The organism is Halalkalibacter oceani (assembly GCF_023715605.1).
Lineage (GTDB): Bacteria > Bacillota > Bacilli > Bacillales > Bacillaceae_D > Halalkalibacter > Halalkalibacter oceani.
Map to the genome: position 1 here is coordinate 16722 of NZ_JAMBOL010000003.1, position 21408 is coordinate 38129.

General features: G+C 43.5%; 26 protein-coding genes. 13 read left to right on the forward strand and 13 right to left on the reverse strand.

The window, feature by feature from the left end:
• Window position 1 precedes the first annotated feature (1 nt).
• The 4 genes from M3202_RS05020 to M3202_RS05035 are packed head-to-tail and all read left to right on the forward strand — an operon-like array spanning window position 2 to window position 3274.
• Window positions 2-943: an ABC transporter permease gene (locus M3202_RS05020; RefSeq protein ID WP_251222258.1), complete on the forward strand. Its 942-nt coding sequence runs from the start codon at window positions 2-4 to the stop codon at window positions 941-943.
• Window positions 936-1733: an ABC transporter permease gene (locus M3202_RS05025; protein WP_251222259.1), complete on the forward strand. Its 798-nt coding sequence runs from the start codon at window positions 936-938 to the stop codon at window positions 1731-1733. The genes M3202_RS05020 and M3202_RS05025 overlap by 8 nt, the downstream gene beginning before the upstream one ends.
• Complete coding sequence (locus tag M3202_RS05030) at window positions 1726-2541, forward strand: ABC transporter ATP-binding protein (protein WP_251222260.1); 816 nt, start codon at window positions 1726-1728, stop codon at window positions 2539-2541. Before M3202_RS05025 ends, M3202_RS05030 begins: the two co-directional genes overlap by 8 nt.
• On the forward strand, window positions 2531-3274 hold the full coding sequence (locus M3202_RS05035; protein WP_251222261.1) for an ABC transporter ATP-binding protein: 744 nt from the start codon (window positions 2531-2533) through the stop codon (window positions 3272-3274). Before M3202_RS05030 ends, M3202_RS05035 begins: the two co-directional genes overlap by 11 nt.
• 87 nt (window positions 3275-3361) lie before the next feature.
• On the opposite strand, the gene M3202_RS22535 is transcribed toward M3202_RS05035, so the two are convergent.
• The 4 genes from M3202_RS22535 to M3202_RS05050 are packed head-to-tail and all read right to left on the reverse strand — an operon-like array spanning window position 3362 to window position 5236.
• Window positions 3362-3658 carry a hypothetical protein gene (locus M3202_RS22535; RefSeq protein ID WP_349775601.1) on the reverse strand — a complete coding sequence of 99 codons (297 nt, stop codon included), beginning with the start codon at window positions 3656-3658 and terminating at the stop codon, window positions 3362-3364.
• Between the two features lie 18 nt (window positions 3659-3676).
• Window positions 3677-3973: a hypothetical protein gene (locus tag M3202_RS22540; RefSeq protein WP_349775602.1), complete on the reverse strand. Its 297-nt coding sequence runs from the start codon at window positions 3971-3973 to the stop codon at window positions 3677-3679.
• A gap of 24 nt (window positions 3974-3997) precedes the next feature.
• The gene (locus M3202_RS05045) at window positions 3998-4447 is read right to left on the reverse strand and encodes a Fur family transcriptional regulator (RefSeq protein WP_251222262.1); all 450 of its coding nucleotides are present in this window, start codon (window positions 4445-4447) and stop codon (window positions 3998-4000) included.
• A gap of 12 nt (window positions 4448-4459) precedes the next feature.
• Window positions 4460-5236: a GTP cyclohydrolase II gene (locus M3202_RS05050; RefSeq protein ID WP_251222263.1), complete on the reverse strand. Its 777-nt coding sequence runs from the start codon at window positions 5234-5236 to the stop codon at window positions 4460-4462.
• 170 nt (window positions 5237-5406) lie between these two features.
• On the opposite strand from M3202_RS05050, the gene hemB reads away from it, so the two are divergent.
• The 3 genes from hemB (at window position 5407) to M3202_RS05065 (ending at window position 8125) form a co-directional block, all read left to right on the forward strand.
• Window positions 5407-6396 carry a porphobilinogen synthase gene (hemB, locus tag M3202_RS05055; RefSeq protein WP_251222264.1) on the forward strand — a complete coding sequence of 330 codons (990 nt, stop codon included), beginning with the start codon at window positions 5407-5409 and terminating at the stop codon, window positions 6394-6396.
• Window positions 6396-6641 (forward strand): membrane protein insertion efficiency factor YidD, encoded by a 246-nt coding sequence (yidD, locus tag M3202_RS05060; RefSeq protein ID WP_251222265.1) that lies wholly within the window; start codon window positions 6396-6398, stop codon window positions 6639-6641. The genes hemB and yidD overlap by 1 nt, the downstream gene beginning before the upstream one ends.
• A 290-nt stretch (window positions 6642-6931) precedes the next feature.
• Window positions 6932-8125 carry an MFS transporter gene (locus M3202_RS05065; RefSeq protein WP_251222266.1) on the forward strand — a complete coding sequence of 398 codons (1194 nt, stop codon included), beginning with the start codon at window positions 6932-6934 and terminating at the stop codon, window positions 8123-8125.
• Window positions 8126-8155: 30 nt separating this feature from the next.
• Here the strand turns inward: M3202_RS05065 and M3202_RS05070 are convergent, their stop codons facing one another.
• Window positions 8156-8368, reverse strand: a complete 213-nt coding sequence (locus tag M3202_RS05070) for a hypothetical protein (protein ID WP_251222267.1) — start codon at window positions 8366-8368, stop codon at window positions 8156-8158.
• 45 nt (window positions 8369-8413) lie between these two features.
• Window positions 8414-8644 carry a hypothetical protein gene (locus tag M3202_RS05075; RefSeq protein ID WP_251222268.1) on the reverse strand — a complete coding sequence of 77 codons (231 nt, stop codon included), beginning with the start codon at window positions 8642-8644 and terminating at the stop codon, window positions 8414-8416.
• A 374-nt stretch (window positions 8645-9018) separates the two neighbouring features.
• Here M3202_RS05075 and M3202_RS05080 point away from each other — a divergent pair, with 374 nt between their 5' ends.
• Together M3202_RS05080 and M3202_RS05085 are read left to right on the forward strand one after the other, a co-directional pair.
• A complete protein-coding gene (locus tag M3202_RS05080) occupies window positions 9019-9495 on the forward strand; it encodes an SRPBCC family protein (RefSeq protein ID WP_251222269.1) in 477 nt (158 codons plus the stop codon).
• Between the two features lie 130 nt (window positions 9496-9625).
• Window positions 9626-10615 carry a tRNA dihydrouridine synthase gene (locus M3202_RS05085; protein WP_251222270.1) on the forward strand — a complete coding sequence of 330 codons (990 nt, stop codon included), beginning with the start codon at window positions 9626-9628 and terminating at the stop codon, window positions 10613-10615.
• 154 nt (window positions 10616-10769) lie between these two features.
• Here M3202_RS05085 and M3202_RS05090 read toward each other — a convergent pair whose 3' ends face one another.
• From M3202_RS05090 to M3202_RS05100, 3 genes are all read right to left on the reverse strand, one after another.
• A complete protein-coding gene (locus tag M3202_RS05090; protein WP_251222271.1) occupies window positions 10770-11159 on the reverse strand; it encodes a hypothetical protein in 390 nt (129 codons plus the stop codon).
• A gap of 100 nt (window positions 11160-11259) precedes the next feature.
• A complete protein-coding gene (locus M3202_RS05095; RefSeq protein WP_251222272.1) occupies window positions 11260-11730 on the reverse strand; it encodes a hypothetical protein in 471 nt (156 codons plus the stop codon).
• A gap of 330 nt (window positions 11731-12060) precedes the next feature.
• Entirely contained in the window at window positions 12061-12816 is a 756-nt protein-coding gene (locus tag M3202_RS05100) for an SDR family NAD(P)-dependent oxidoreductase (protein WP_251222273.1), read from the reverse strand.
• A 206-nt stretch (window positions 12817-13022) separates the two neighbouring features.
• On the opposite strand from M3202_RS05100, the gene M3202_RS05105 reads away from it, so the two are divergent.
• The 4 genes from M3202_RS05105 to M3202_RS05120 all read left to right on the forward strand — a co-directional run bounded on the left by M3202_RS05105 (window position 13023) and on the right by M3202_RS05120 (window position 16009).
• Window positions 13023-13910, forward strand: a complete 888-nt coding sequence (locus tag M3202_RS05105) for an AraC family transcriptional regulator (protein ID WP_251222274.1) — start codon at window positions 13023-13025, stop codon at window positions 13908-13910.
• A gap of 231 nt (window positions 13911-14141) precedes the next feature.
• Window positions 14142-14663, forward strand: coding sequence for a TetR/AcrR family transcriptional regulator (locus M3202_RS05110; RefSeq protein WP_251222275.1), 522 nt, complete (start codon window positions 14142-14144; stop codon window positions 14661-14663).
• A gap of 219 nt (window positions 14664-14882) precedes the next feature.
• Window positions 14883-15050 (forward strand): hypothetical protein, encoded by a 168-nt coding sequence (locus M3202_RS05115; protein WP_251222276.1) that lies wholly within the window; start codon window positions 14883-14885, stop codon window positions 15048-15050.
• Window positions 15047-16009 carry an NAD(P)H-binding protein gene (locus M3202_RS05120; RefSeq protein ID WP_251222277.1) on the forward strand — a complete coding sequence of 321 codons (963 nt, stop codon included), beginning with the start codon at window positions 15047-15049 and terminating at the stop codon, window positions 16007-16009. The genes M3202_RS05115 and M3202_RS05120 overlap by 4 nt, the downstream gene beginning before the upstream one ends.
• A 481-nt stretch (window positions 16010-16490) precedes the next feature.
• Here M3202_RS05120 and M3202_RS05125 read toward each other — a convergent pair whose 3' ends face one another.
• From M3202_RS05125 to parC, 4 genes are all read right to left on the reverse strand, one after another.
• Window positions 16491-16970, reverse strand: coding sequence for a metal-dependent hydrolase (locus M3202_RS05125; RefSeq protein WP_251222278.1), 480 nt, complete (start codon window positions 16968-16970; stop codon window positions 16491-16493).
• Between the two features lie 181 nt (window positions 16971-17151).
• Entirely contained in the window at window positions 17152-18258 is a 1107-nt protein-coding gene (locus tag M3202_RS05130; protein ID WP_251222279.1) for an isocitrate/isopropylmalate dehydrogenase family protein, read from the reverse strand.
• Window positions 18259-18387: 129 nt separating this feature from the next.
• Window positions 18388-18831, reverse strand: coding sequence for a hypothetical protein (locus M3202_RS05135; RefSeq protein WP_251222280.1), 444 nt, complete (start codon window positions 18829-18831; stop codon window positions 18388-18390).
• Between the two features lie 138 nt (window positions 18832-18969).
• A complete protein-coding gene (parC, locus tag M3202_RS05140) occupies window positions 18970-21408 on the reverse strand; it encodes a DNA topoisomerase IV subunit A (RefSeq protein ID WP_251222281.1) in 2439 nt (812 codons plus the stop codon).

Genomic DNA, 21408 nt, shown 5'->3' on the forward strand with positions numbered 1-21408 from the left:
AATGGGCCGCATTATTGCTAGAAGAGTCCCTATTATCATTCTCTCCCTGTTTCTGTTAAGTATGTTTTTGTTTTTTCTTGTACGCTTCATTCCGGGATCACCAGAAATGGTGATTCTTTTACAGCGTGGGGGATCAGTAAATGAGGAAGAGCTTAACGAAATAAGGAGAGAATTGGGACTGGATGCATCCTTGTTTCAGCAATATTGGGAGTGGATAGGAAATTTGGCGCGGCTCGACTTTGGTCTCTCCTATCAATCCGGCCTACCGGTTATGGAGGAAATTGGCTCCCGATCGGGGCATTCTTTAAGCCTTATTTTGATTTCCTTAATTGGTTCCATTACTGTCGGAATGCTTCTGGCGTTCTTTGCCGCTCTGTATAAAGATAGCAAATGGGATGTATGGGTGCGGAACATAGCCATTTTCCTCTCTTCACTTCCTACTTATTTCATCAGTTTATTGCTTGTGCTTTTTTTCTCGATTCATTTGAGGCTGTTACCTGTTTTTGGGAATGATTCCTCGGTTCATTTTATTTTGCCTGTTGCTACGATTAGTCTGTCTCTCGTCGCGATGTTTGTTCCGTTATTCAGGCAAATCTTTGGAGAAGTGATGGGAAGTTTGTATTTTGAAGCGATGAGGGCGAGAGGGGCAAAGCGGCTCAGTTTATATGGCACATCATTACTCAAGCCGAGTATCCACGGGATGTTAACAATAATCGCTTCGAGTACCGGTTCACTTTGGGGCGCGATTATCGTCACGGAGAATATCTTTGCCTTACCCGGGCTTGGCAGTTATATTATTAGCTCGATTTCGGCAAGAGACTACTCAGTTATCATTGGATTTACGATGAGCATGGCGTTTTTTACGATGATCCTTTACTTGATAATCGACTTGCTGCTATATATGGTCGACCCGAGAAAGGGGATACGGGAAGAAAATGATTAAGATAGAGAAATCACGATGGAGGCGGCCGGCCCTTTGTTGTGCACTATTGCTGATGGCTATTGTGATCGCTATGATCGTCACCCCCTATGATCCTTATCATGTCGATGTTTCAAACAAGCTTCAAAAGCCAAGCTCCCTTCACTGGTTCGGAACAGATCATCTCGGCCGTGATGTACTGACCAGATTAGTATACGGGGCGCCGTTTACTTTACTTTTTCCTTTTCTTGTCTTAGTCATTTCTGCTATCATCGGTAGTCTGTTTGGACTTGTTAGCAGCTATGTAGGAGGGAAGGTGGATAGCGCGATGACTGCTGTGATGGATGCGTTCAGCTCGATTCCGAACCTGCTTCTTGCGATTGCGATAACCGGCTTACTTGGTCCCGGCCTACTTAATACACTTCTGGCCACTTCGATTTCCTGGTGGGTTCAATATGCCCGAATTGTCCGGAGTGTCGGCATTACGATTCGCCGAGAGCCTTATATGCTTGCTGCACAATTAAGTGGCTCGTTTGGAGGCAAGCTGATCTATCGTCATTTGCTTCCGAATACGAAGCCGCTTGTGCGGGAGCTTTTCTTTTTAGATATGGGGGCTGTTATCCTGCTTATGTCAAGTCTGTCCTTTCTTGGTCTTGGCGCACAGCCTCCGTTGGCGGAATGGGGGAGTATGATGTTCGATGGAAAAAGTTATTTACAGATCGCTCCTTGGATTACCCTGATTCCTGCAGCCGCCATTACCATTTTCGTCATGCTCTTTTATTTGATCGGAAGGGGGTTACAGTCACGTGAATAGCAGCAACGCATTACTGGAAGTCAGCCGTCTTTCCGTTGATTTAGGGGAAAACCGGTTAATCGATGACGTGACCTTTAACATTAATAAAAATGAGGTTTTCTGTCTGGTTGGAGAATCGGGAAGCGGGAAGTCCCTTACTTCACGGGCGATTATGGGGCTGCTCGCTAAAAGAAAGTGGAACATTTCAGGAAACGTTCAACTGGAAGCATGCCCTTCAAATTTAACAACATTATCGGAAAAGCATTGGCAGGACATCCGCGGTAAACAAATCGCGATGATCTATCAGAATCCGACCCAGGCTCTTCATCCCTTCTTAAAGATCAAGTCACAAATGATCCAACAGCTTAAAAGCACAGGAATGAAAAGCAAGAAAGAAATGAACAACCGCATCCTGCAGCAATTAGATGATATGAACTTTCCTGAGCCCGATCAAATTGCCAACGCCTACCCCTGCCAACTAAGCGGAGGGATGAATCAGCGGGTAATGATTGCGCTCGCGCTCTTAAGGAAGCCGCGCCTGTTAATCGCCGATGAACCGACCACTGGTCTTGATACCATTAACCAGCAGCTTATTATCAACAACTTATTACAGTTGAAGAAAAGGAACGGTATGTCGATCTTGTTTATCACACATGACTTGCGGTTGGTTAATAAGCTTGCAAATAAAGTAGCTGTCATGAGAAAGGGAAAAATTGTAGAGGCCGGCGCACTGACCAAGATAAAAAACGAACCGGACCATCCCTATACAAAAGAATTATGGAAACAAATTCCCAGACTTTATGAAAGAAGGGAAGCCAGTGATCATTGAAGCGAAAAATTTGACGGCAGCCTATCAAAAAAAGAAAGTGCTGCACGATCTCTCTTTCACCTTGAAAAAAGGCGAGAAGCTCGGAATCGTTGGAGAATCAGGAAGTGGAAAAAGTACACTGACACGTGTCTTATCAGGGTTTCACCCTACAATAAAAGGAGAGCTGTCCATCCGAGAAAGACCCGTTCAAGCGACAGTTAAAGATCGAAGATGGTTGTGCAAGCTTGTTCAAGTAGTATTTCAAGATCCTTTTTCCTCCTTGGATCCACAGCAAACGGTCCAACAAGTATTAGAGGAACCACTGCTTAATTTCTTCACCTTGACGAAAGAAGAGAGAAACCAACAATTGTTGGAAATAGTAGAGGAAGTCAATTTAGAAAAGGATCTGTTAAAACAAAAAAGCAGGACGGTAAGCGGCGGCCAGGCACAGCGAATTTGCATAGCCCGCGCTTTGCTTGCCAGACCGGACATTTTAATTTGCGATGAACCTGTAACAAGCCTCGATATGATGACGCAAATAAAGATCCTAAATTTATTAAAAAAGATCGTTACGGAAAAGCAGCTGTCCATTGTATTTGTCTCCCATGATATTTCCTTAGTATTTGAATTGTGTGATACGGTTTTAGTGCTGAAGGACGGTAAAAAAATGGACTTCTTTAAAGCCGCCGATTGGCACCGGCCAGAACGAAGCAGCTATACAAATAAATTAATTCATTCAGTCCATTTAAAGTAATCATGATTAAAAAAACCGGCACGCTCTTTAAAGGTGCCGGTTTTACAGACATAAGGTTAGAAGGTTGTGAGCTAGAAATTTTAATCATTACAATATAGGCTTATGAACGACGGTTTGAATAACATGCCCCAAGCCCGTGTGTAAATTACCCTCATGACGTACAGCCTCGCCATAATAAAAATGTTTGAAATGCCAATCGGCAAAGACGGTTAAAACTTCCTCAGGCGTGTAAAGTAAACGGATATCGTTTCCACCTCCACTTTGATAAGGGAGCTGTTGATCTGAGTAAACTTCCATAATATATGTACCACCGGGGCGCAGCATTTCTTTTATTCCATTCATTAGCTTTTTACGGGAATCGGCATCACTGATATGACCAAACACATTGAGTACGACGTCCCATTACTGTTTCTTATAGTCGATTTCTTGAGTTAAATCAACCAACTCAGTTTTTACTTTTACATTTCTGGAATCAGCTAACTGGTGCATCTTGTCAAACCCCACAGTCGAATAATCCCATGCTGTGACACGATGACCTAATTGTGCTGCATAAACAGCGTTCCGACCTTCTCCCTCAGCAAGAGACAACACTTCACAAGAAGAAGGGAGGTCAGGTAAAACAGCTTGAACGAAGGCGTTAGGCTCAGTTCCATACACATACTCTTGCTTAGAAAAACGCTCATCCCATTGGTTGCTCATTATTTTTTCCTCCTTTTCATATTGCTACATACGCTGGCTAGTTCCATATACAGGGGATGCTAGTTGACACGTTTTACAAATTCCATAAAACACCAAATGGTGATGGGTGATTTTATACTTTGTTCTTTTCGCTGCATACTGGTCAATTTCTTCTAAGTAGGGATAATGTAAGTCAACGACCTTCCCGCATGTCGTGCAAATAACATGATAATGGTGATCTGTCACGGCATCATAATGTATCGTTTCACCGAAATTCAGCTCTTTTATTATTCCTTTCTTTTTTAAAGATCGAAGCGTGTTATAAACTGTTGCATAGCTGACACTCGGAAAATCAACTTTCACTGATTGATACAATTCGTTCGCAGTCGGATGCTCTTTTTTTAGTAAGTTACGATAGATCGCCAGCCTTTGTGGAGTTATTCGTATTCCATTTGCTTTCAGCTTTGCCAAAGCTAATTCCGTCTGTTTTTCCATTTTCTTATATCCTTATTTACTCATGTTGCTATAAGTAAAGTCTGGATTCGTTTCACTTTGAAGGTGGCCCGAGCGCTTAATTTTCGTTTGAATATATCGTTCGTTGTCTGGCGTAAGCGAACACCAAGCTGGGATCCGCTTGTTTATCCGAATTCCGGCCTGCTGAAGCTTTTCTAATTTATGCGGATTGTTCGTCATTAAATCGATCGGACGCTTCCGTAAAAACTTTAAAATAGCCGCCGGTTCCTCATATGTTCGTAAATCGTCATCAAATCCGAGTGCTAGATTTGCTTCAACGGTATCCATACCCTGCTGTTGCAATAAATAGGCCATTGCCTTATGAAATAATCCGATTCCTCTGCCTTCTTGATTGGCGATATAAAAAATCGCCCCACAGCCATGCTCCACAATCATCTGCTTCGCTTCTCTAAATTGTTCCCCGCAATCACATTTTTGACTTCCGAAGACATCTCCTGTGTGGCAAATACTATGAAAACGAACAAAAGCCTGCTCCGCGTTTTCAAAATCTCCATAAACCAACACGGATGATACCTGCTTATCCGCCATTGAATTTCCTTGTACTACTTTTATTGATTCCTGAACTGATAATTCCTTACATTCCTCTGTCTGATGAATCCATGTGTACCAGTTGAACGAAACGGTTTTACCGTTTACATCAAGAGGAAGAGGAACAGGGCCTAACAGCAAAAGGCTGCCTGAGCGAGAAGACACTTTGTTTAGATAGTTAGTTGCAATTTCGTCGTAATGCTTCATAGTAGACTTGGACAACTACGTTCTCTCCTTTATTTTGATCGAGGATCACGAGATTTGATTTATTTCTCCCTTCCTTTTTCGAGTACGAACATTGCGCTCCTCAACATATTTAGCTATAATTTAATTTGAAAATAGTAATCATTACGATTTAACAATAACTCATAAAGGAAAGTGGTGCAACATTATTGAATCAAATTCTTTCATTTAAACGTCATCGCAGATTACGTTCATCGACATTTCTGAGAAATTTAGTGCAGGAGACCAGGCTTAGTACGGCGGATTTAATTTTTCCTCTTTTTGTACAAGAGGGGGTCAGCTTGAGAACAGAAGTACCTTCGATGCCTGGTGTGTACCAGCTGACAATCGATTTATTAGAACAGGAAGTGAGGGAGTTAAAACAACTGGGATTGAAAGCACTCCTTCTTTTTGGCATTCCAAGCTGGAAAGATGACCTCGCAACTTCAGCGTATACAAAAGATGGAATTGTCCAACGAGCTATTCGACAAATAAAAGCTTTATATCCTGAATTGGTGGTTATTACGGATACATGCATTTGCCACTACCAAACAGATGGACATTGTGGTATACCGGTTAACGGCAGAATCGATAACGATAAGTCATTAAACATTCATGCAAAAGTGGCCTTGTCACAAGCTGAGGCCGGGGCTGATATTTTAGCACCGTCAAGTATGATGGATGGGTTTGTCGCGTATATCCGTCATGCGTTGGATGAGCATGGTTACGAGAATGTTCCTATCATGTCGTATGGAGTGAAGTATGCTTCAAGTTATTATGGACCTTTTCATGATGCAGCGGATAATTCACCAGCTTTTGGTGATCGGCGCACGTATCAGATGGATCCGGCCAATCGTTTAGAGGCTTTTCGCGAAGCACAGTCAGATGTTGAAGAGGGGGCAGATTTTTTAATTATTAAGCCGGGATTTCCATATTTGGATATTATCAGAGATATGCGCAATTCGTTCCATATTCCGCTCATCTCTTATCAAGTAAGCGGGGAGTATGCCCAAATAAAGGCTGCCGCGCAAAATGGTTGGATAGACGAAAGAAGCACTGTATTAGAAAGCATGATTTCAATGAAGCGGGCCGGTGCTGACCTTATTGTGACATACTTTGCAAAGGATATCGCAAGATTTCTTATGGAGGAGAAAGAGTAATGAAAAAGCTGGCTATTCTATTGATCCGTCCGTATCAAAAGGCGATATCGCCGCTGTTCCCACCAACTTGCAGATTTTATCCGACATGCTCACACTACGGAATAGAAGCTTTTCAAAGATTTGGCTTTCTAAAAGGCGGTTGGCTGCTTACAAAGCGCTTACTGAAATGCCATCCCTTTCATCCAGGTGGGGTGGACCCCGTCCCGAAGAAAATAGATAAAAGAACCGGGAGAAGCTTCAGATGAACCGACCGTATGAAGTTCGCTTTGACTCTTTCCGATAGTGTGTTTCCAGTCAAAAAGGATTTTTTGTTGCAGGAGCAAGTGATGATCAAGTAGTTAAACGCTTCCCCGATCATTTTGAGTGGCTCTGAATTTTATGTACCTGCAAATTTCCTCTTTAAGCTTCTGAAAGCCTTTCCTTTTATTGATAATAAAGGATATAGTGGAGGTGAGGGCATTTCTCGATATGTTTTGTATCTATTTATATGAAACGAATCAAAGCAGCTTCATCCCATTCAAAAAGGGAGGGTAGCATGTACAGGCATGTAAATTCAAAAACGTATACGATGGCAGCGGGTCATTTGTTTTGCGACATGAATCAAGGAGCTCTTCCGGCCATATTACCTTTTTTAATTTTGAATTACGGGTTTAGTTACACGGCGGCCGCCGGCTTAATCTTGGCGGCAAATATCATATCTTCTATCTTTCAACCTTTAATAGGGCTATACTCCGACAAGGCATCTAAAGGCTGGATGGTTCCACTGGGATTGCTGCTCAGCGGCGGGGGCTTAGCGGCTATCGGTTTTTTATCGAATTATTGGCTTATTTTTATTTCGGTTATGATGAGCGGGCTTGGCATCGCCATCTTCCATCCCGAAGCAGCAAAGACCGTCCACATGACATCAGGTGAACAGAAAGCCACAAGCATGAGTGTTTTTTCATTGGGAGGCACAATGGGCTTTGCGCTTGGCCCCATTGTTGTCACTGTCTCTGTTCTTCTATGGGGGCTCCAAGGGCTTCTTACATTAATCATCCCTGCTATTAGCATGGGCTTGATTACGATGAGACCGCTAAACAAACCTGTTACGAAAAACGATGGTATGGAAAAGAAGGAACGTACGCGTCCTGATGAAATCAAAATCGATCAGTGGAAGCCATTTTCCCTTTTAAGCATTGTTCTTTGTGTTCGTTCGATCGTGTTTTATGGCTTAAACACGTTTATTCCACTTCTTTGGGTTTCTGTTTTCCTTCAATCGGGCAGTTCAGGCAATGTCTTATTGAGTCTGTTTTTATTGTTCGGCGCGCTGGGAACGATAATGGGCGGAAGAATAGCTGATACATACGGACTTGTTAAACTTATTCGAATAAGCTTTGCCCTATTAGTGCCCATCCTGTTTCTCCTGTCGGCAACCGATTCACCACTTCTAGCAGGAGGATTCATCCTATTAGCGGGGATCTTTATTTTTATGCCCTACAGTTCAATGGTCGTCTTAGGGCAAAAATATTTGCCAAACAGGCTTGGTCTGGCTTCAGGAATTACGCTTGGGGTTGCAGTAAGTGCAGGGGGAATTTTCGCGCCAGTATTAGGCAGAATCGCTGACAGCTACGGCATCCAAACCGTCTTGTTGGTTTTATCCTGTATATCGATCATTTCCATGCTATTTTCTTATACACTTTCTGTAGATAAAAAGCCTGCCGTCAACTCACGGTCAGTAACCGAACGTTAACGGCAGGCTTCTCATGCCTCAAGATGCTTATTATAAAGCGTAGTAATAAATGCCCCCGTTGGAATCCATATACAGACCCGTTGGGATATCCGACTGGCCATTTCCTGGTGAGTAATACAGCTGCGAGCAGCAGGAGGAGCCGTCATTCCACCAATAGCTGAAACCACTTGCGGAAGCGCTGGAGGCAAACAAGGTCAAACTAAGAATCGCCGCTCCAACAAGCAACATCAGTTTTTTTCTCATCATTTTCACCTCATTGAAATTTTTGGCCCGATTCATTCTGATTGGTTAGTACGGAAGGTAGAAAATTTCATGCGTGGAGCTGAAGTCATAGATCGTGCCAGTGCCACCCATATAGTAAGGCAAGCCATAAGCACCACTTCCATCTGTATAGTACAATTGGTTCCAGGAACTGCTGCCGTCATTGAACCAATACGTGTAGTTAGCTGAAGCACTGGAAGCGAAAAGAGCAAGCGAGAGCACGAGGATCAGAACAGTTACGATCATTTTCTTTCTCACAGGATCAACCTCCTTTCCCGTAATATACCTGCTTTTTATACTCAAATCATAATCAAATGCTCACATACTCACAAGGGTAGATAGTCGTTTAAACGACGGGGCTTTCCTACCGAGAAAACCATTACGTATGGTGAAAAGAAGGAAAAGGAAGGCCGCTCCAATCCTTCTACCTATTCCAAATGTCTGATAATTCCGAATTGTCGTTTATGAAAATAAAGGCCCGAATAGGTTCGCTTGTGCTAAACATGTCTACTATTCGGGCTTCAGCTTAAGAGGCTCAATGACAGGTGGAGAGAAGTTGAATGACAGATAAGAATGTGCAAGAATATGGATATCCACGAAAGAGGAAGCTACTAGACGAGGAGGCAGCATTCATGAGTACGTACGGCAATCTTGAGGAGAAAGAGGGAAGACCTGTTTTGGTTTTTCAGCGCAACTATTCATTTAGCCCTGAAAAGGTATTTCGTTTTATCACAGAGCCTGATTATTTTACCCAATGGTACCCCTTCGCAACTGGAGAGATGGATCTTACCATTGGTGGAAAGATAACATTCGATGATGGGGAAGGGTCACTTTATGAGGCTGTGATTACCGAATTCCATCCTCCCCATGCCATTTCTTTTCAAGAAATCGATGATTTGCTGGAGATCCAGATCGATGCCACGGAGCAAGGATCGACCTTGACGTTCAGGCATACGTTTGATGATCGCGAAATGGCGTTATATACGGCCGCCGGATGGCACAGATGCCTCGATGTCCTCGGCCAATTAATCGATGGTCGCGCAATAGAATGGCCAGATAATGCCCTGGAACTGCGTGAATTCTACAAAAAGAAATTTATGCAGCCATAATCCATTGCGATCCGTTTGATCAAACGTGTGTAAGCATGGTATAAGTGTAAAGAGGCAAGGGTGGTTTGCCTTTAATTTTGGGATAAGGGGTTTACTGTTCATCCCATCATGAGAGGAATGGAAGTTTAGGATGAACGATAATTTTTGGCGTGATTTACCACGACCTTTTTTTATACTGGCACCAATGGAAGAAGTGACGGATGTTGTGTTTCGTCATGTTGTGAGCGCAGCGGCCAGACCTGATGTGTTTTTTACGGAGTTCACAAACAGTGATAGCTATTGTCATCCAGAGGGAAAACAAAGCGTGCGCGGGCGTTTGACGTATACTGAGGATGAACAGCCGATTGTCGCTCATATATGGGGAGATAAGCCTGAAAGCTTTCGCGAAATGAGCATTGGGATGGCAGAGCTTGGGTTCAAGGGGCTTGATATTAACATGGGATGTCCCGTGCCTAATGTCACCCAGCATGGAAAGGGAAGCGGCCTTATTCGCCGGCCGGAAGTGGCAGCAGAATTAATCCAGGCTGCCAAAGCAGGGGGATTGCCCGTAAGTGTCAAAACCCGACTTGGGTACACCGATGTAGACGAGTGGCGCGATTGGCTGACGCATATTTTGAAACAGGATATTGTCAATCTTTCCATTCATCTGCGGACAAGAGCGGAAATGAGCAAAGCGGATGCTCATTGGGAGCTGATTCCCGAGATTAAGAAGCTCCGCGATCAGATAGCACCCAATACGCTCTTGACGATCAATGGCGATATTCCGGATCGTCAAACCGGGTTGAAGCTCGCCCGCCAATATGATATTGACGGGGTTATGATTGGCCGCGGCATTTTCGCCAATCCATTTGCCTTTGAAACGGAGCCGAAAGAGCATAGCAGCAAGGAATTGCTTGATCTTTTGCGCTTGCATCTCGACCTCCATGATCAATACGCAGATTTGGGCCTGCGGCCGTTTAAAGCTCTTCATCGCTTTTTTAAGATCTATGTCAAAGGATTTCGCGGCGCAAGCGGCTTACGAAATCAGCTCATGAACACAGAGTCAACAGAGGAAGTCCGCGACATGCTCGATCGCTTTGAAGCAAGTCAGCTTGAAGAAATGGACATTCACTCCTCATAAAAGCGAACAGTTACTTGGCTGGTGGAAAGCCGGTGTTGAACCGGATTCCTGCCAGTCAATTTTGGTTTCTGCGGTTGATTAGGCATGAATAGGAAACGATAGGAAACGTATTTCAGCCATTATCCTCCATTCGCCCTTATCTTAATAAGAAAAATTAATCTTTCTTCATGCATACCATTAAATAAAAACCAAGAAAAATGAGCATAAATTGTTCTATTAATCCGCTATTAATATTAGTATATCTAATGGTTCCAAAGCTAATCAGTAGAGTTACCGTAATGGTGATGGTAAACGGAATGACTCCACCTAGTACGAACTGCAAGAAATGAAAGCGCCACGTACCATTTTTTTCTTTTTCCCGGATCAGAAGGAAGGATCCCAAAGAAATCCCAAAAAATATATGAACGAAACAGGAGGTAATAACCATTAAGTTTTGTTCAGGGTCATCAAAGCTTAAGGGCATTCGATTTCTCCATTCTAATAACCAGCCTAATAAAAAGACAAATAATGTAAGGGAAATTGGATAAAGAAAATTTCGATACATACGATCACTCCAGCTTAAAAATTTGAAACAAGAGGACAAGTAGTCACAGCATCCAATTAGATCAACGTAAAAAAGAGAATTATTCCAGTCAATTTCTATTTCATTCTGTTTTTCCTTCTTGAAAGGAGGCTAAAGTATCGCCTAATTTAATCTGTTCAGCTTTTTTTATAAGGTCGCTATTCATTTGGATAAGAAAGAGTTTGGTGACGGCGTCATCCGTGCAATGATCCCTTTGCGCCTCAAGTTGCAAATCAATGAGTGCGGCTTCTTCCGCAAAAGACACTTCTTTAATGTTTTTAGGACAAGTAGAAGATTCTAGTGTTTCCACATATATAAACCCTTGATCTTCCCAATTGTTTTTGTCAACATCAGTAAGGCTTTGAGGAAGAAAAATAGCCAAAGCCTCCCGATCTAAAATTTTTTGAGCGTACAAGCTGTCATGTCCTATAAGCTGCACATCCACAGGTGAGAGATGGTTTTCTAAAATGATGACATTCGCTTCTTGCTGTTGCGTGCTGCATGCTGAAAGAAACACGATCACTGTCAAATAAAACGAGAAGACTTTTTTCACTGTCATCCTCCTTATTTACGCTTTGCTTTATATCATAGCATTTAATAAAGGATAACTTTTTGAAAGTTAGTATATTTTATTTTATCGGGGAAGCAAGAAAATGGCGGATATGCTGTGCGAATTTTTGCTCCTGAGAATAATACAAAATTCTGTCTGGAGACAGTCGGCTTTCAAACCATTGTCCGCATGCTATTTGCTTTGTAATAGTGGGTGGTATTACCTAATCAAACTGAATTATTTGAGAAGAAGAGACCTGCTTGTTAGCAGGTCTGAGAAGATATGGCATTGCCGTCCGTTTTGGCCATCCTTAGCATGGCGTACAATATATTTTTAGAGCAAATGTCCGCCTGATGCTTCAATGTCCTGGGCTGTAACCCAGCCGAAATCATCGGACAATAGGTTTACAATGACCTTGGCCAGATCTTCGGGTTTGCCGATTCTGCCGAATGCAGACTGTTCTGCCAGAGGCTGGATGAATTCCGGATGTTTATCGAATGCTCCATCGCCGAAATTGCTGTGCGTAGGGCCAGGAGAAACGGCGTTAACCCGAATTTTGCGTGGCGCAAGCTCTTTGGCGATGTACCGGGTCCACGAAGAGAATGCTGCTTTTAATGAGCCATATGCGGAGTAGCCGGGAAAGGATTGGTTCTTGGCTGTGCTTGTCGTATTTACGATGGCCCCGGCATCATCCATGAACCGGACTAGATGCTGAGTTAAGAAAACAGGTCCTTTGAAGTTTGTATTAAGAATCTTGTCGAAATACTCTTCGCTCATATCAGCGAACAACATTGGACCACCAACACCACCGTTATTGACTAAATAATCAAAAGTCGTTCTGTTCCAAATTTCCTGGAGGCTCTTTTGAACTTCCAGAACGAACCCTTCGAATGACGATAGGTGGGACAGATCCAGTTTTAGTGCTACTGCCCGAACTTCTTTGTTCTTCTCAATTTCCTTAACGACAGCTTCCGCTCTGTCCTGATAGGAGTGGTATGTGAGAATGACGCCGACTCCACGTTTACCAAGCTCAAGCGCGGTTGCTTTTCCAATGCCGTTACTTCCTCCGGTTACGATTGCGATTTTCATAATTATCCTCCTTTTTTGTTGTCGACCTAGCTTCCATTTTAGTCGTTTCTACTGATGCCAGATAGATTCAATCCTGCCTTTTTATTGCCTAAAAACACCGATGATACGTCCAGATCATCCGGTCTACCCTATTAGGAGAGTTTAAAAATGCCGAATTGTTTCAGCGCTTTATTGAGGAATAGAAAGGCGTGTGATAGAATTTGCGTATGAATAACGTTAAAAATGAAATTATCGATCTAATGAAAAGAGCAGGCACTCGACCACTCGAAACTGGAGTGCCGGGGCTGAGCATGATTAAGGGAGACATTCCCGCACATCAACTCGCAGCGCTTTACAAGCCGATGATTGGTTTTACGGTTCAAGGAACAAAGATTCTTTCAATTGGGAATCGCAGCACTGCCTTGGAAGGCCCTTCCTATCATGTGCTTCCGCTACATGTTCCTGCAACGGGAAGTGTACATCAAGACCGTGATGGCCGTCCATATATGGCTCTCGGTCTTGAGTTGAATCAGCATGTTCTTCAGAGCTTATTAAGAGATCTTCCTGAAGATTTAGTGCCAATTGCTTCTGAACGGTTCGCCGCTTGTGAAATAGACATTGAATTGATGGAGGCTTGGCTTCGGTTATTGCGATTATCGAAAACACCAAGAGATATTCCGGCTCTTGCGCCAGCCTATGAACGAGAAATCCTTTATCGTGTTCTGATGGGCCCCCAAGGATGGTATTTGAGGCAGCTTGGCTTGCGGGAAAGCAATTTCTCCAAGATTTCTCAGACTGTTCAATGGCTTCGCGATAATTATAAGAAGCCAATATCCATCGGCGAGATGGCATCAAAATCCGGTATGGCTATCAATACGTTTCACCGTCATTTTAAACAGGCAACGGGTTTAAGTCCGATTCAATTTCAAAAGCAATTACGGCTACTGGAGGCTAGAAACCTCATTGCATTTGAAGGCTATGCAGTAGCCAGTGCCGCATATGAAGTTGGTTACCAGAGTCCTTCACAGTTTAACCGAGAGTACTCCCGCTTCTTCGGTACATCGCCAGCTCGGGATACCGAGAAACTAAGACGAATCGAAGGCGCAAGAGATTAGCCTCGGTTTCGTAAACAGGGAAATCAGACAAAGAGAATGGCAATTCCATTCAAATTGCGGAACTGAGGAATTTGAGGAAATGGGATCGAGCGGCTTATTTATCCGGCCTACCATTAGCCCAAAAATATATTCTGTAGAAAAAGGGGTTGAAATTATTGGAAAGGTCAGTTACATTAGTAATTGATCAATAACATTTTTTCCGTTAAATTAAAGTACAGGAGAGTTTATATCATGGTTAAACCGAAGTGGGAAAGCCGTAAAGAAGAAATCCTTGAAGCTGGTTTAGAAGTGTTTGCGAATCGAGGGTATTACAATACAACGACTGCACATATCGCAGAAAAAGCAGGCATTTCCCAGCCCTACGTATTTCGTTTTTTTAAAACAAAGGAAGATTTATTTATTGCAGCTTTGGAAAGAGCTTTTGAGAGAATTCTTAACACATTTCACAATGTTGAAGCCGCTCACGAAGAAGTGGGTAAAGAGATGGTTAAAGCCTATGAAGAATTAATGGTATCTAATCCTAATGAAGTGGCGTTGCAAGTAATCGCGATTTCAATCACAGAAGAAGCCATTCAAAAAGTAGTAAAATCAGGATTGGTTCGTATGAGGAATATCTTTTTGGAAAAATTCAAGCAAGCAGGAATAGACGAAGCAGAAAGAAACGCTACATTCTCAATTGCAATGGGCATGCTCTGTAATATTTCTTATTTCTTAGATCTTCCTGAGTTCTTTGGCGATATGCCAAAGAACTAACCGATAGATAATCGTTGAAAAATTTAAAAAGACTGCTGTAGTTTATTTTCTGCATATTTGTTATTGATTAATCAATAAAATTTTAACTGATGATAATGCAGAGAAGATGAATAAGAAGGAGGACAATCAATGAACAGTTCTTAATGGCTTTACCCTTTGCTTGTTGAACCATTCAGGTAAACGTAATCCAATCAATCAATAAAAAAGGAGTGTGAAAGAATGAATACTGGTGTTCACCCTCATACCAAATCAAATGAGCGCAGCCCGAAACGATGGCTTGCTCTTGTATTTCTTGCTTTAGCTCAATTCTTAGAATCATTAAATCCAGGAACATTCATACGCCGGTTAATTATTGATCAATCACTAATAAAGGAGTTAGTAAAATGAAAAAAGCGATTGTTTTAGGGGCAACTGGAGCGACGGGGCAAGTCATCATAACTGAACTATTAGCAAAAGACATCCAAGTTGTTGCTTTTGCACGCACTGAGACAAAATTAAAGGAATTAATGAAAAAGCATCAGTATGATCAGAGATTGTCCTACAAAGTTGGAGATATATTTGATTATCAACAAATTGTAGCCGCAGCAGAAGGGGCAGAAATACTATTTCTCTGTTCTGGTGTGGCGTATCAGGAAATGGAAGAGAAACTTCTTTTGTTTGGAGAAAGTGCGATGAAAGCTGCCGATAGTTTAGGAGCTAAAATCGTCGTTGTTGATGGAATTTACGTGTATGGATACCAAATTGCGAAAGGGAATGAAAGTCATCCTAAACACCCCCATACGAAAAAGGGAAAGCTAAGGGTAGATTACGAGAAGTTAATATTCAGTAACAAATGGCAAAACGCTAAAGCTTTAATTGTGAGACTTCCGGATTATTACGGAGCAACCTCCCAAGGCTCATACATGCAGCCAACATTAGAAGGGATGGCAAATAAAAAAGTATCGATCTTTTTTGGCAACCTGAAAACTCCGAGGGAATATGTCTATTTACCGGATGCAGGCAAAATGATTGTGAATATAGCGGAGAAAGATGATGCATACGGAGAGAACTGGAATATACCCGGAGCTGGGCTGATTTCGGGCAAAGAAATCATCGAGATCGCTCGTGAGGTAACGAGTAACCGTAAAATGGTCATTCCATTGACTAAAACTACCGTTCGTTTTATGGGGTTGTTTAGTTCATTTATGAGAGAAGTCGTTGAAATTATGTACCTTACAAAAGAAGGATTTGTATTAAGCGGAGAAAAATACGAAAATCGTATCGGCCCGATACCGGCCACCCCTTATAGGCAAGGGATTGAGGAAACGTTACGCGTTTTAATGAATCGTAAAATCGATAAAAAATGATTGGTGGCTTCTTGGGTGTACGCGTAACTATATCGGGCACACCCAAGAGTGCTTCTTATGATGGGAATGTCTCCTGTTCGCTTCTTTAGATATGAAACTTACGCGCAGGTTAGTGGAAAAGTAAGAATGTTTATCGTATTTGGACCCATATTTTTATTAATTGTCTTTCAGCTTTTGTTTCACTAACGGCGGCTTAACCTTAAGAAAAAATAGGTAGGCGTTAGGCGATAATGAAAAAACTTATTATTGATGATGGTTTATTGCTTATCGATATGGAAGTGCTATTTAATAAAAAATCTCTTCATTTACAACGTATGTTAGGTGATACTGGTTAAAGTAACAGTTGCTTATGTAGAGAAGAAGGAAGACGAAAAATAAAATCATTTTTTAGTTTACATAATATATATTATCGGAATCAATTACGATTTCTTATTTTCTGTCTCAATCACGAAGTTAACTTATGTTTTTGAGACAGAAAATGTTAAACAGCGAGCAATGCGACTGTAAGAAAAAGTAAACTTACGCCAATTATCGTTTCGCCTAGCTTAGATCCTGTGTGGTTATGTAATGGCAATTGAAAGCTCGTTTGCAATGGATACAGCAATTTCACTCCGCGCGGCGTCATCGCATCAAGAATGATATGACTGATCACTCCTGCCAGAATGCCGGCTTGAAGATCTGCTGCAAAGCCAAATGACAATTGATTTAACAGCCAGGCCAAACCGATGACAAAAAGCAAGCTGTGTGTGATCGCACGATGGCCAAAAACGCGGTGAATGCTTTTTGAAATGATCGGTATCCGTCTTCCGAGCATCGATTTCGGATGGCAAATATCCGGTATGATGGCGCCGATTAGTGCTGAGCTGTAAAAGATCATCGGCTGTTGTACTGAAATGTCAAATCCTTGTGTTGTGATGACAGCGGCTGCCAGGCCGCCGATTATATGCGTTGTTCCCTTCATCTTTCCACCTCGATGTTTCTTTAGTTTACATAATATATTTATCTGTTACTAAATGCCAACAGAAAACAACATTATACCTTATTTTTTCTTTGTTAATAAAGTGCCTTTTTGATCAAGTTTAAAAAAGCCTCAAACAAAGCCTCCACCCTTTTTGCTCGTCGGGTGAAGGCTTTGTTTCCCTTTATAGTAGCTGGGCATGTGCTTTCATTTGGGCAATAATGTTCTCGGCCACTTCTGCCGTTGTGCTTGTTCCACCAATATCGACCGTTTTTACACCGCGTTTGACTGTTCTGGCAACCGCTTGCTCAATCAATTCGCCGGCTTTTTTCGCTTCCGGGCAGCTATGCTGATCACTCAGCCAATCGAGCATCATGCTTCCTGATAAAATTGTTGCCAGCGGATTGGCGATTCCTTTGCCGGCAATCGTTGGCGCAGAGCCGTGAGCTGGTTGAAACATCGCGTGGTTATGACCGATATCTCCTGATGGCGCCATCCCCATCCCGCCTACTAATGCTGCTGCTAAATCAGAAATAATATCACCGAACTGATTTTCGGTTACGATAATATCATAATTTTGCGGCTGCTGCACCATTAACAACGTCATCGCATCAATTAAAACGTGGTCCCTCTCCACCTGCCCCTCGTAACGATCGGCGACATCATGAAAGACTTTATTGAAAAAGGCCATCGAACGAAAGACGTTGCTTTTATCCGTACATGTGACGACCCGCTTCTGGTCTAAAAGGCGACCGCCGCGTTTTAAAGCAAGCTGAAAGCCCATATCAACAATTTTTTCGGTCCCTTTTCTTGTGATCACCATCGTATCTGTGGCGACTTCATCTGAAACGAGCGTGCCACCTCCGTAGGAAGCGAACAAACCTTCGATGTTTTCCCGCAGCACAACAAAGTCAATGTTCTCCATATCACGCAGCGGGCTGTCAATTCCTTTATATAATTTGATCGGACGAACTCCCGCGAATAAATCTAAATCAAAGCGAAGCTTAAACATCACCTGTCCGCTGACTTCCGGCCCTCCGGGGAATTCCCGGACATCAGGTAGTCCGATTGCTCCTAAATAGATCGCATCACTTGACCGGCACGCCTCAAAGGTTGCTTCCGGTAAAGCGGTGCCGGTCCGTTTATGGTGCTCGGCTCCTGCGTCAAAGTGAGCAAAATCAAGCTCAAAGCCAGAAACGATTTCTTCAGCGGCCTTTAAGACGCTGACGCCCGCCTCCATTATTTCTTTCCCGATGCCATCACCTGGTAACACTGCAATTGAAAACCTCACTCTCATTCCCCATTTCTATTAGTCTTTACGATCACTTCTCATTATTACAGAATTTTCTGAATTAATAAACCAATATTTTACTTGTATTGAATGAAAAATAAAGCAGGCAGCCAAAGGGGCAGATCCTTTTTAGTTTCGCCTGGCTGACTGCGATAATGATAATGCGGAAAAGCTGTACTGGAGAAGGGTTTGTACTACTAGAAAAAGCAGCGCACCTGGAATCGTCAATGAAAGAAAGACAGCTTGTGATAGCAAAGAAAGCGCGAGACCGCCGACCAGCCCTATCCCTGCATATGCTGTGATGACGATCATAGCCTTCTTCATTCCTGCCCATTTCGTATAATAGGACAATCTATGATCGACCCAGGATGAGAGAATGGCTCCGAAAATAAAAAACAGAAAAAAGGCAGGGGGAAAGAGAAACGCAAATAAAGTCATAAATGAATGGTACAATACCTCGGCAGCCCTTTCATCCGGCGGTGTATAGCTGATCCATGACAGATAAACACTATAGGCGAGTGATGAAATGATGACTGTCATGACTTTAATTAGTAGATTAAACCGTAAGTTCATCTAAGCCCTCCTTCTTTCCCGTAGTTATAACGTTATTTCTCACTATATAGTTTACATAATTATATTATGTGTTACCTGCATAAAGGCAGGCGCTCCACTTTAGATGGAAGCGCCTGCCTGAGAATGAAAAATATCGGTTTACTCCGTTCCAGCCTGCACATGGCGCCATACGTCCACGACTTCTCCGTCCGTTGCCTGATCAATCACGAAGGAACCGTTGTTGTAGCGGTCACTGTTACGGTAGTCTTTCGGCTGAATGTCCACCGTTGTTCCTTTGCTCGTGAGGACAGTGTAACGCTCATCTGACTGGACAACCCGACGGCACGCAATAACGCGGTGCGGATTGGATTTTAACTCACGCAGCATCACGAGACCACGTTTCGCGCGTGAGGACTTGTCGAATTCCGTAATCGCCATTTTCTTCACGGCGCCACGGTGGGTGACGACGAGCAATTCCACTTTATCATCGAGAGTAAAGGTAGAGGCGTCGACAAGCTGGTCACCGTCTTTTAAATTAATCGCCTTTACCCCGGCGGCACGCTGACCGACAAGGTTCACTTCTTCTTCGCGGAACCATAGTCCGTAGCCAAACTTTGTTGCTAAAAAGAGTTCCTGGTGACCATCTGTTTTGTGAACGGCGACGACTTCATCGTTAGCCTTCAGCTTCAGAGCCATCAGCGGCTTAGAGAATCGCTGCGCCTGATAGAGCGAGAGCTGCGAGCGCTTCGCCATGCCGTCTTTCGTAATAAAGAGGAGCGATTGTTCTTCTGTAAACTGCTGGATCGGGATCGCCTCAATGATTTCATCGTCGCGCTCGATGCCGGAAACAAGATTGGCGACATGCTGGGCGTTATCCTTCCATCGAATATCCGGCAGCTGATGAACCGGAACATAGAGATAGTTTCCAAGCTTCGTAAAGAGCAGCAGCGTATCCGTCGTGTTCATGTCATAGCGGCCAAGCAGATAGTCGCCTTCCTTCATACCCGGAGCTTCTCCACTAGATGCCGTATACGAACGGATGCTCGTCCGCTTTACATAGCCCTCCTTCGTCACGGTCACGACGACGTCCTCAGAGGCAATGAGCACTTCCATATTGATTTTAAGCTCCTCGACCTCTTCCTTAATGACAGTGCGCCGTGAATCGGCGTATTTTTTCTTAATCGCCAGCAGGCTTTTTTTGATAACGGAAATCAGCTTCTTCTCGCTCGCCAAAATCGCTTCAAGCTCATGAATGCGACGTTCAAGCTCCGCCGCTTCTTCCTCGAGAGTCGTAATGTCTGTATTCGTCAACCGGTAAAGCTGCAAGGTGACGATCGCCTCGGCCTGCTCTTCCGTAAAAGCAAACTGTTCAATTAAATTATGTTTAGCATCCTTCTTGTCGGCTGAGGCCCGGATCGTGGCGATCACTTCATCAAGAATCGAAATCGCCTTAATCAGCCCGTGCACGATATGCTGGCGGTCCTGAGCTTTTTTCAAGTCATAATGAGCCCGTCTCGTAAACACGAGCTTTTGATGATCAATATAGGCTTGAATTAGTGCTTGCAGCCCCATCAGCTTCGGCGCTTTATTGTGAATCGCGACCATATTAAAGTTATAGGTCACTTGCAGATCGGTATTTTTATATAAATAATGTAAAATCGCTTCGGCATCGGCTTCTTTCTTTAATTCGACAACGATACGCAAGCCGGTACGATCGGTCTCATCCCGAACCTCGGCAATCCCGTCGACTTTTTTATCGAAACGAAGCTCGTCCATTTTCTTCACAAGGTTCGCTTTTACGACTTCAAATGGAATTTCTGTAATGACAATCTGTGAGCGCCCGCCCCGTACTTCCTCAACTTCCGTTTTCGCGCGGACGATCACCTTGCCTTTTCCTGTCTGGTACGCCTGGCGGATGCCGTCAATGCCCTGGACAATACCGCCGGTCGGAAAATCAGGCCCTTTTATCACCGTCAGCAAATCGTCAAGCGTCGTTGACGGCCGCTCCATCTGCATAATGACGCCATCGATGACCTCACCTAAATGGTGGGGCGGAATATCGGTCGCATAACCGGCAGAGATCCCTGTCGAGCCGTTGACGAGCAGGTTCGGAAACATGGCCGGAAGAACGACCGGCTCCTCTTCTGAGTCATCAAAGTTCGGAATGAATTCGACTGTATCACGGTCAATATCACGCAGCAGTTCAGAGGCGATCGCAGATAAACGCGCTTCCGTGTAACGCATCGCCGCCGGCGGATCACCGTCGACGGAGCCGTTATTTCCGTGCATGTCAACAAGCAGGTTGCGCACCTTCCAATCCTGACTCATCCGGATCATCGCTTCATAAACCGAGGAATCGCCGTGCGGATGATAATTCCCGATCACGTTCCCGACGGTTTTGGCCGATTTACGGAAAGGCTTATCCGCCGTGTTTCCGTCCTTATGCATCGCATATAAAATTCGGCGCTGCACCGGCTTAAGTCCGTCGCGTGCATCCGGCAGGGCTCGTTCCTGGATAATATATTTACTGTAGCGGCCAAAACGGTCGCCAATGACTTCTTCAAAAGGAAGATCTAAGTAACGCTCTGTTTGTGCCAA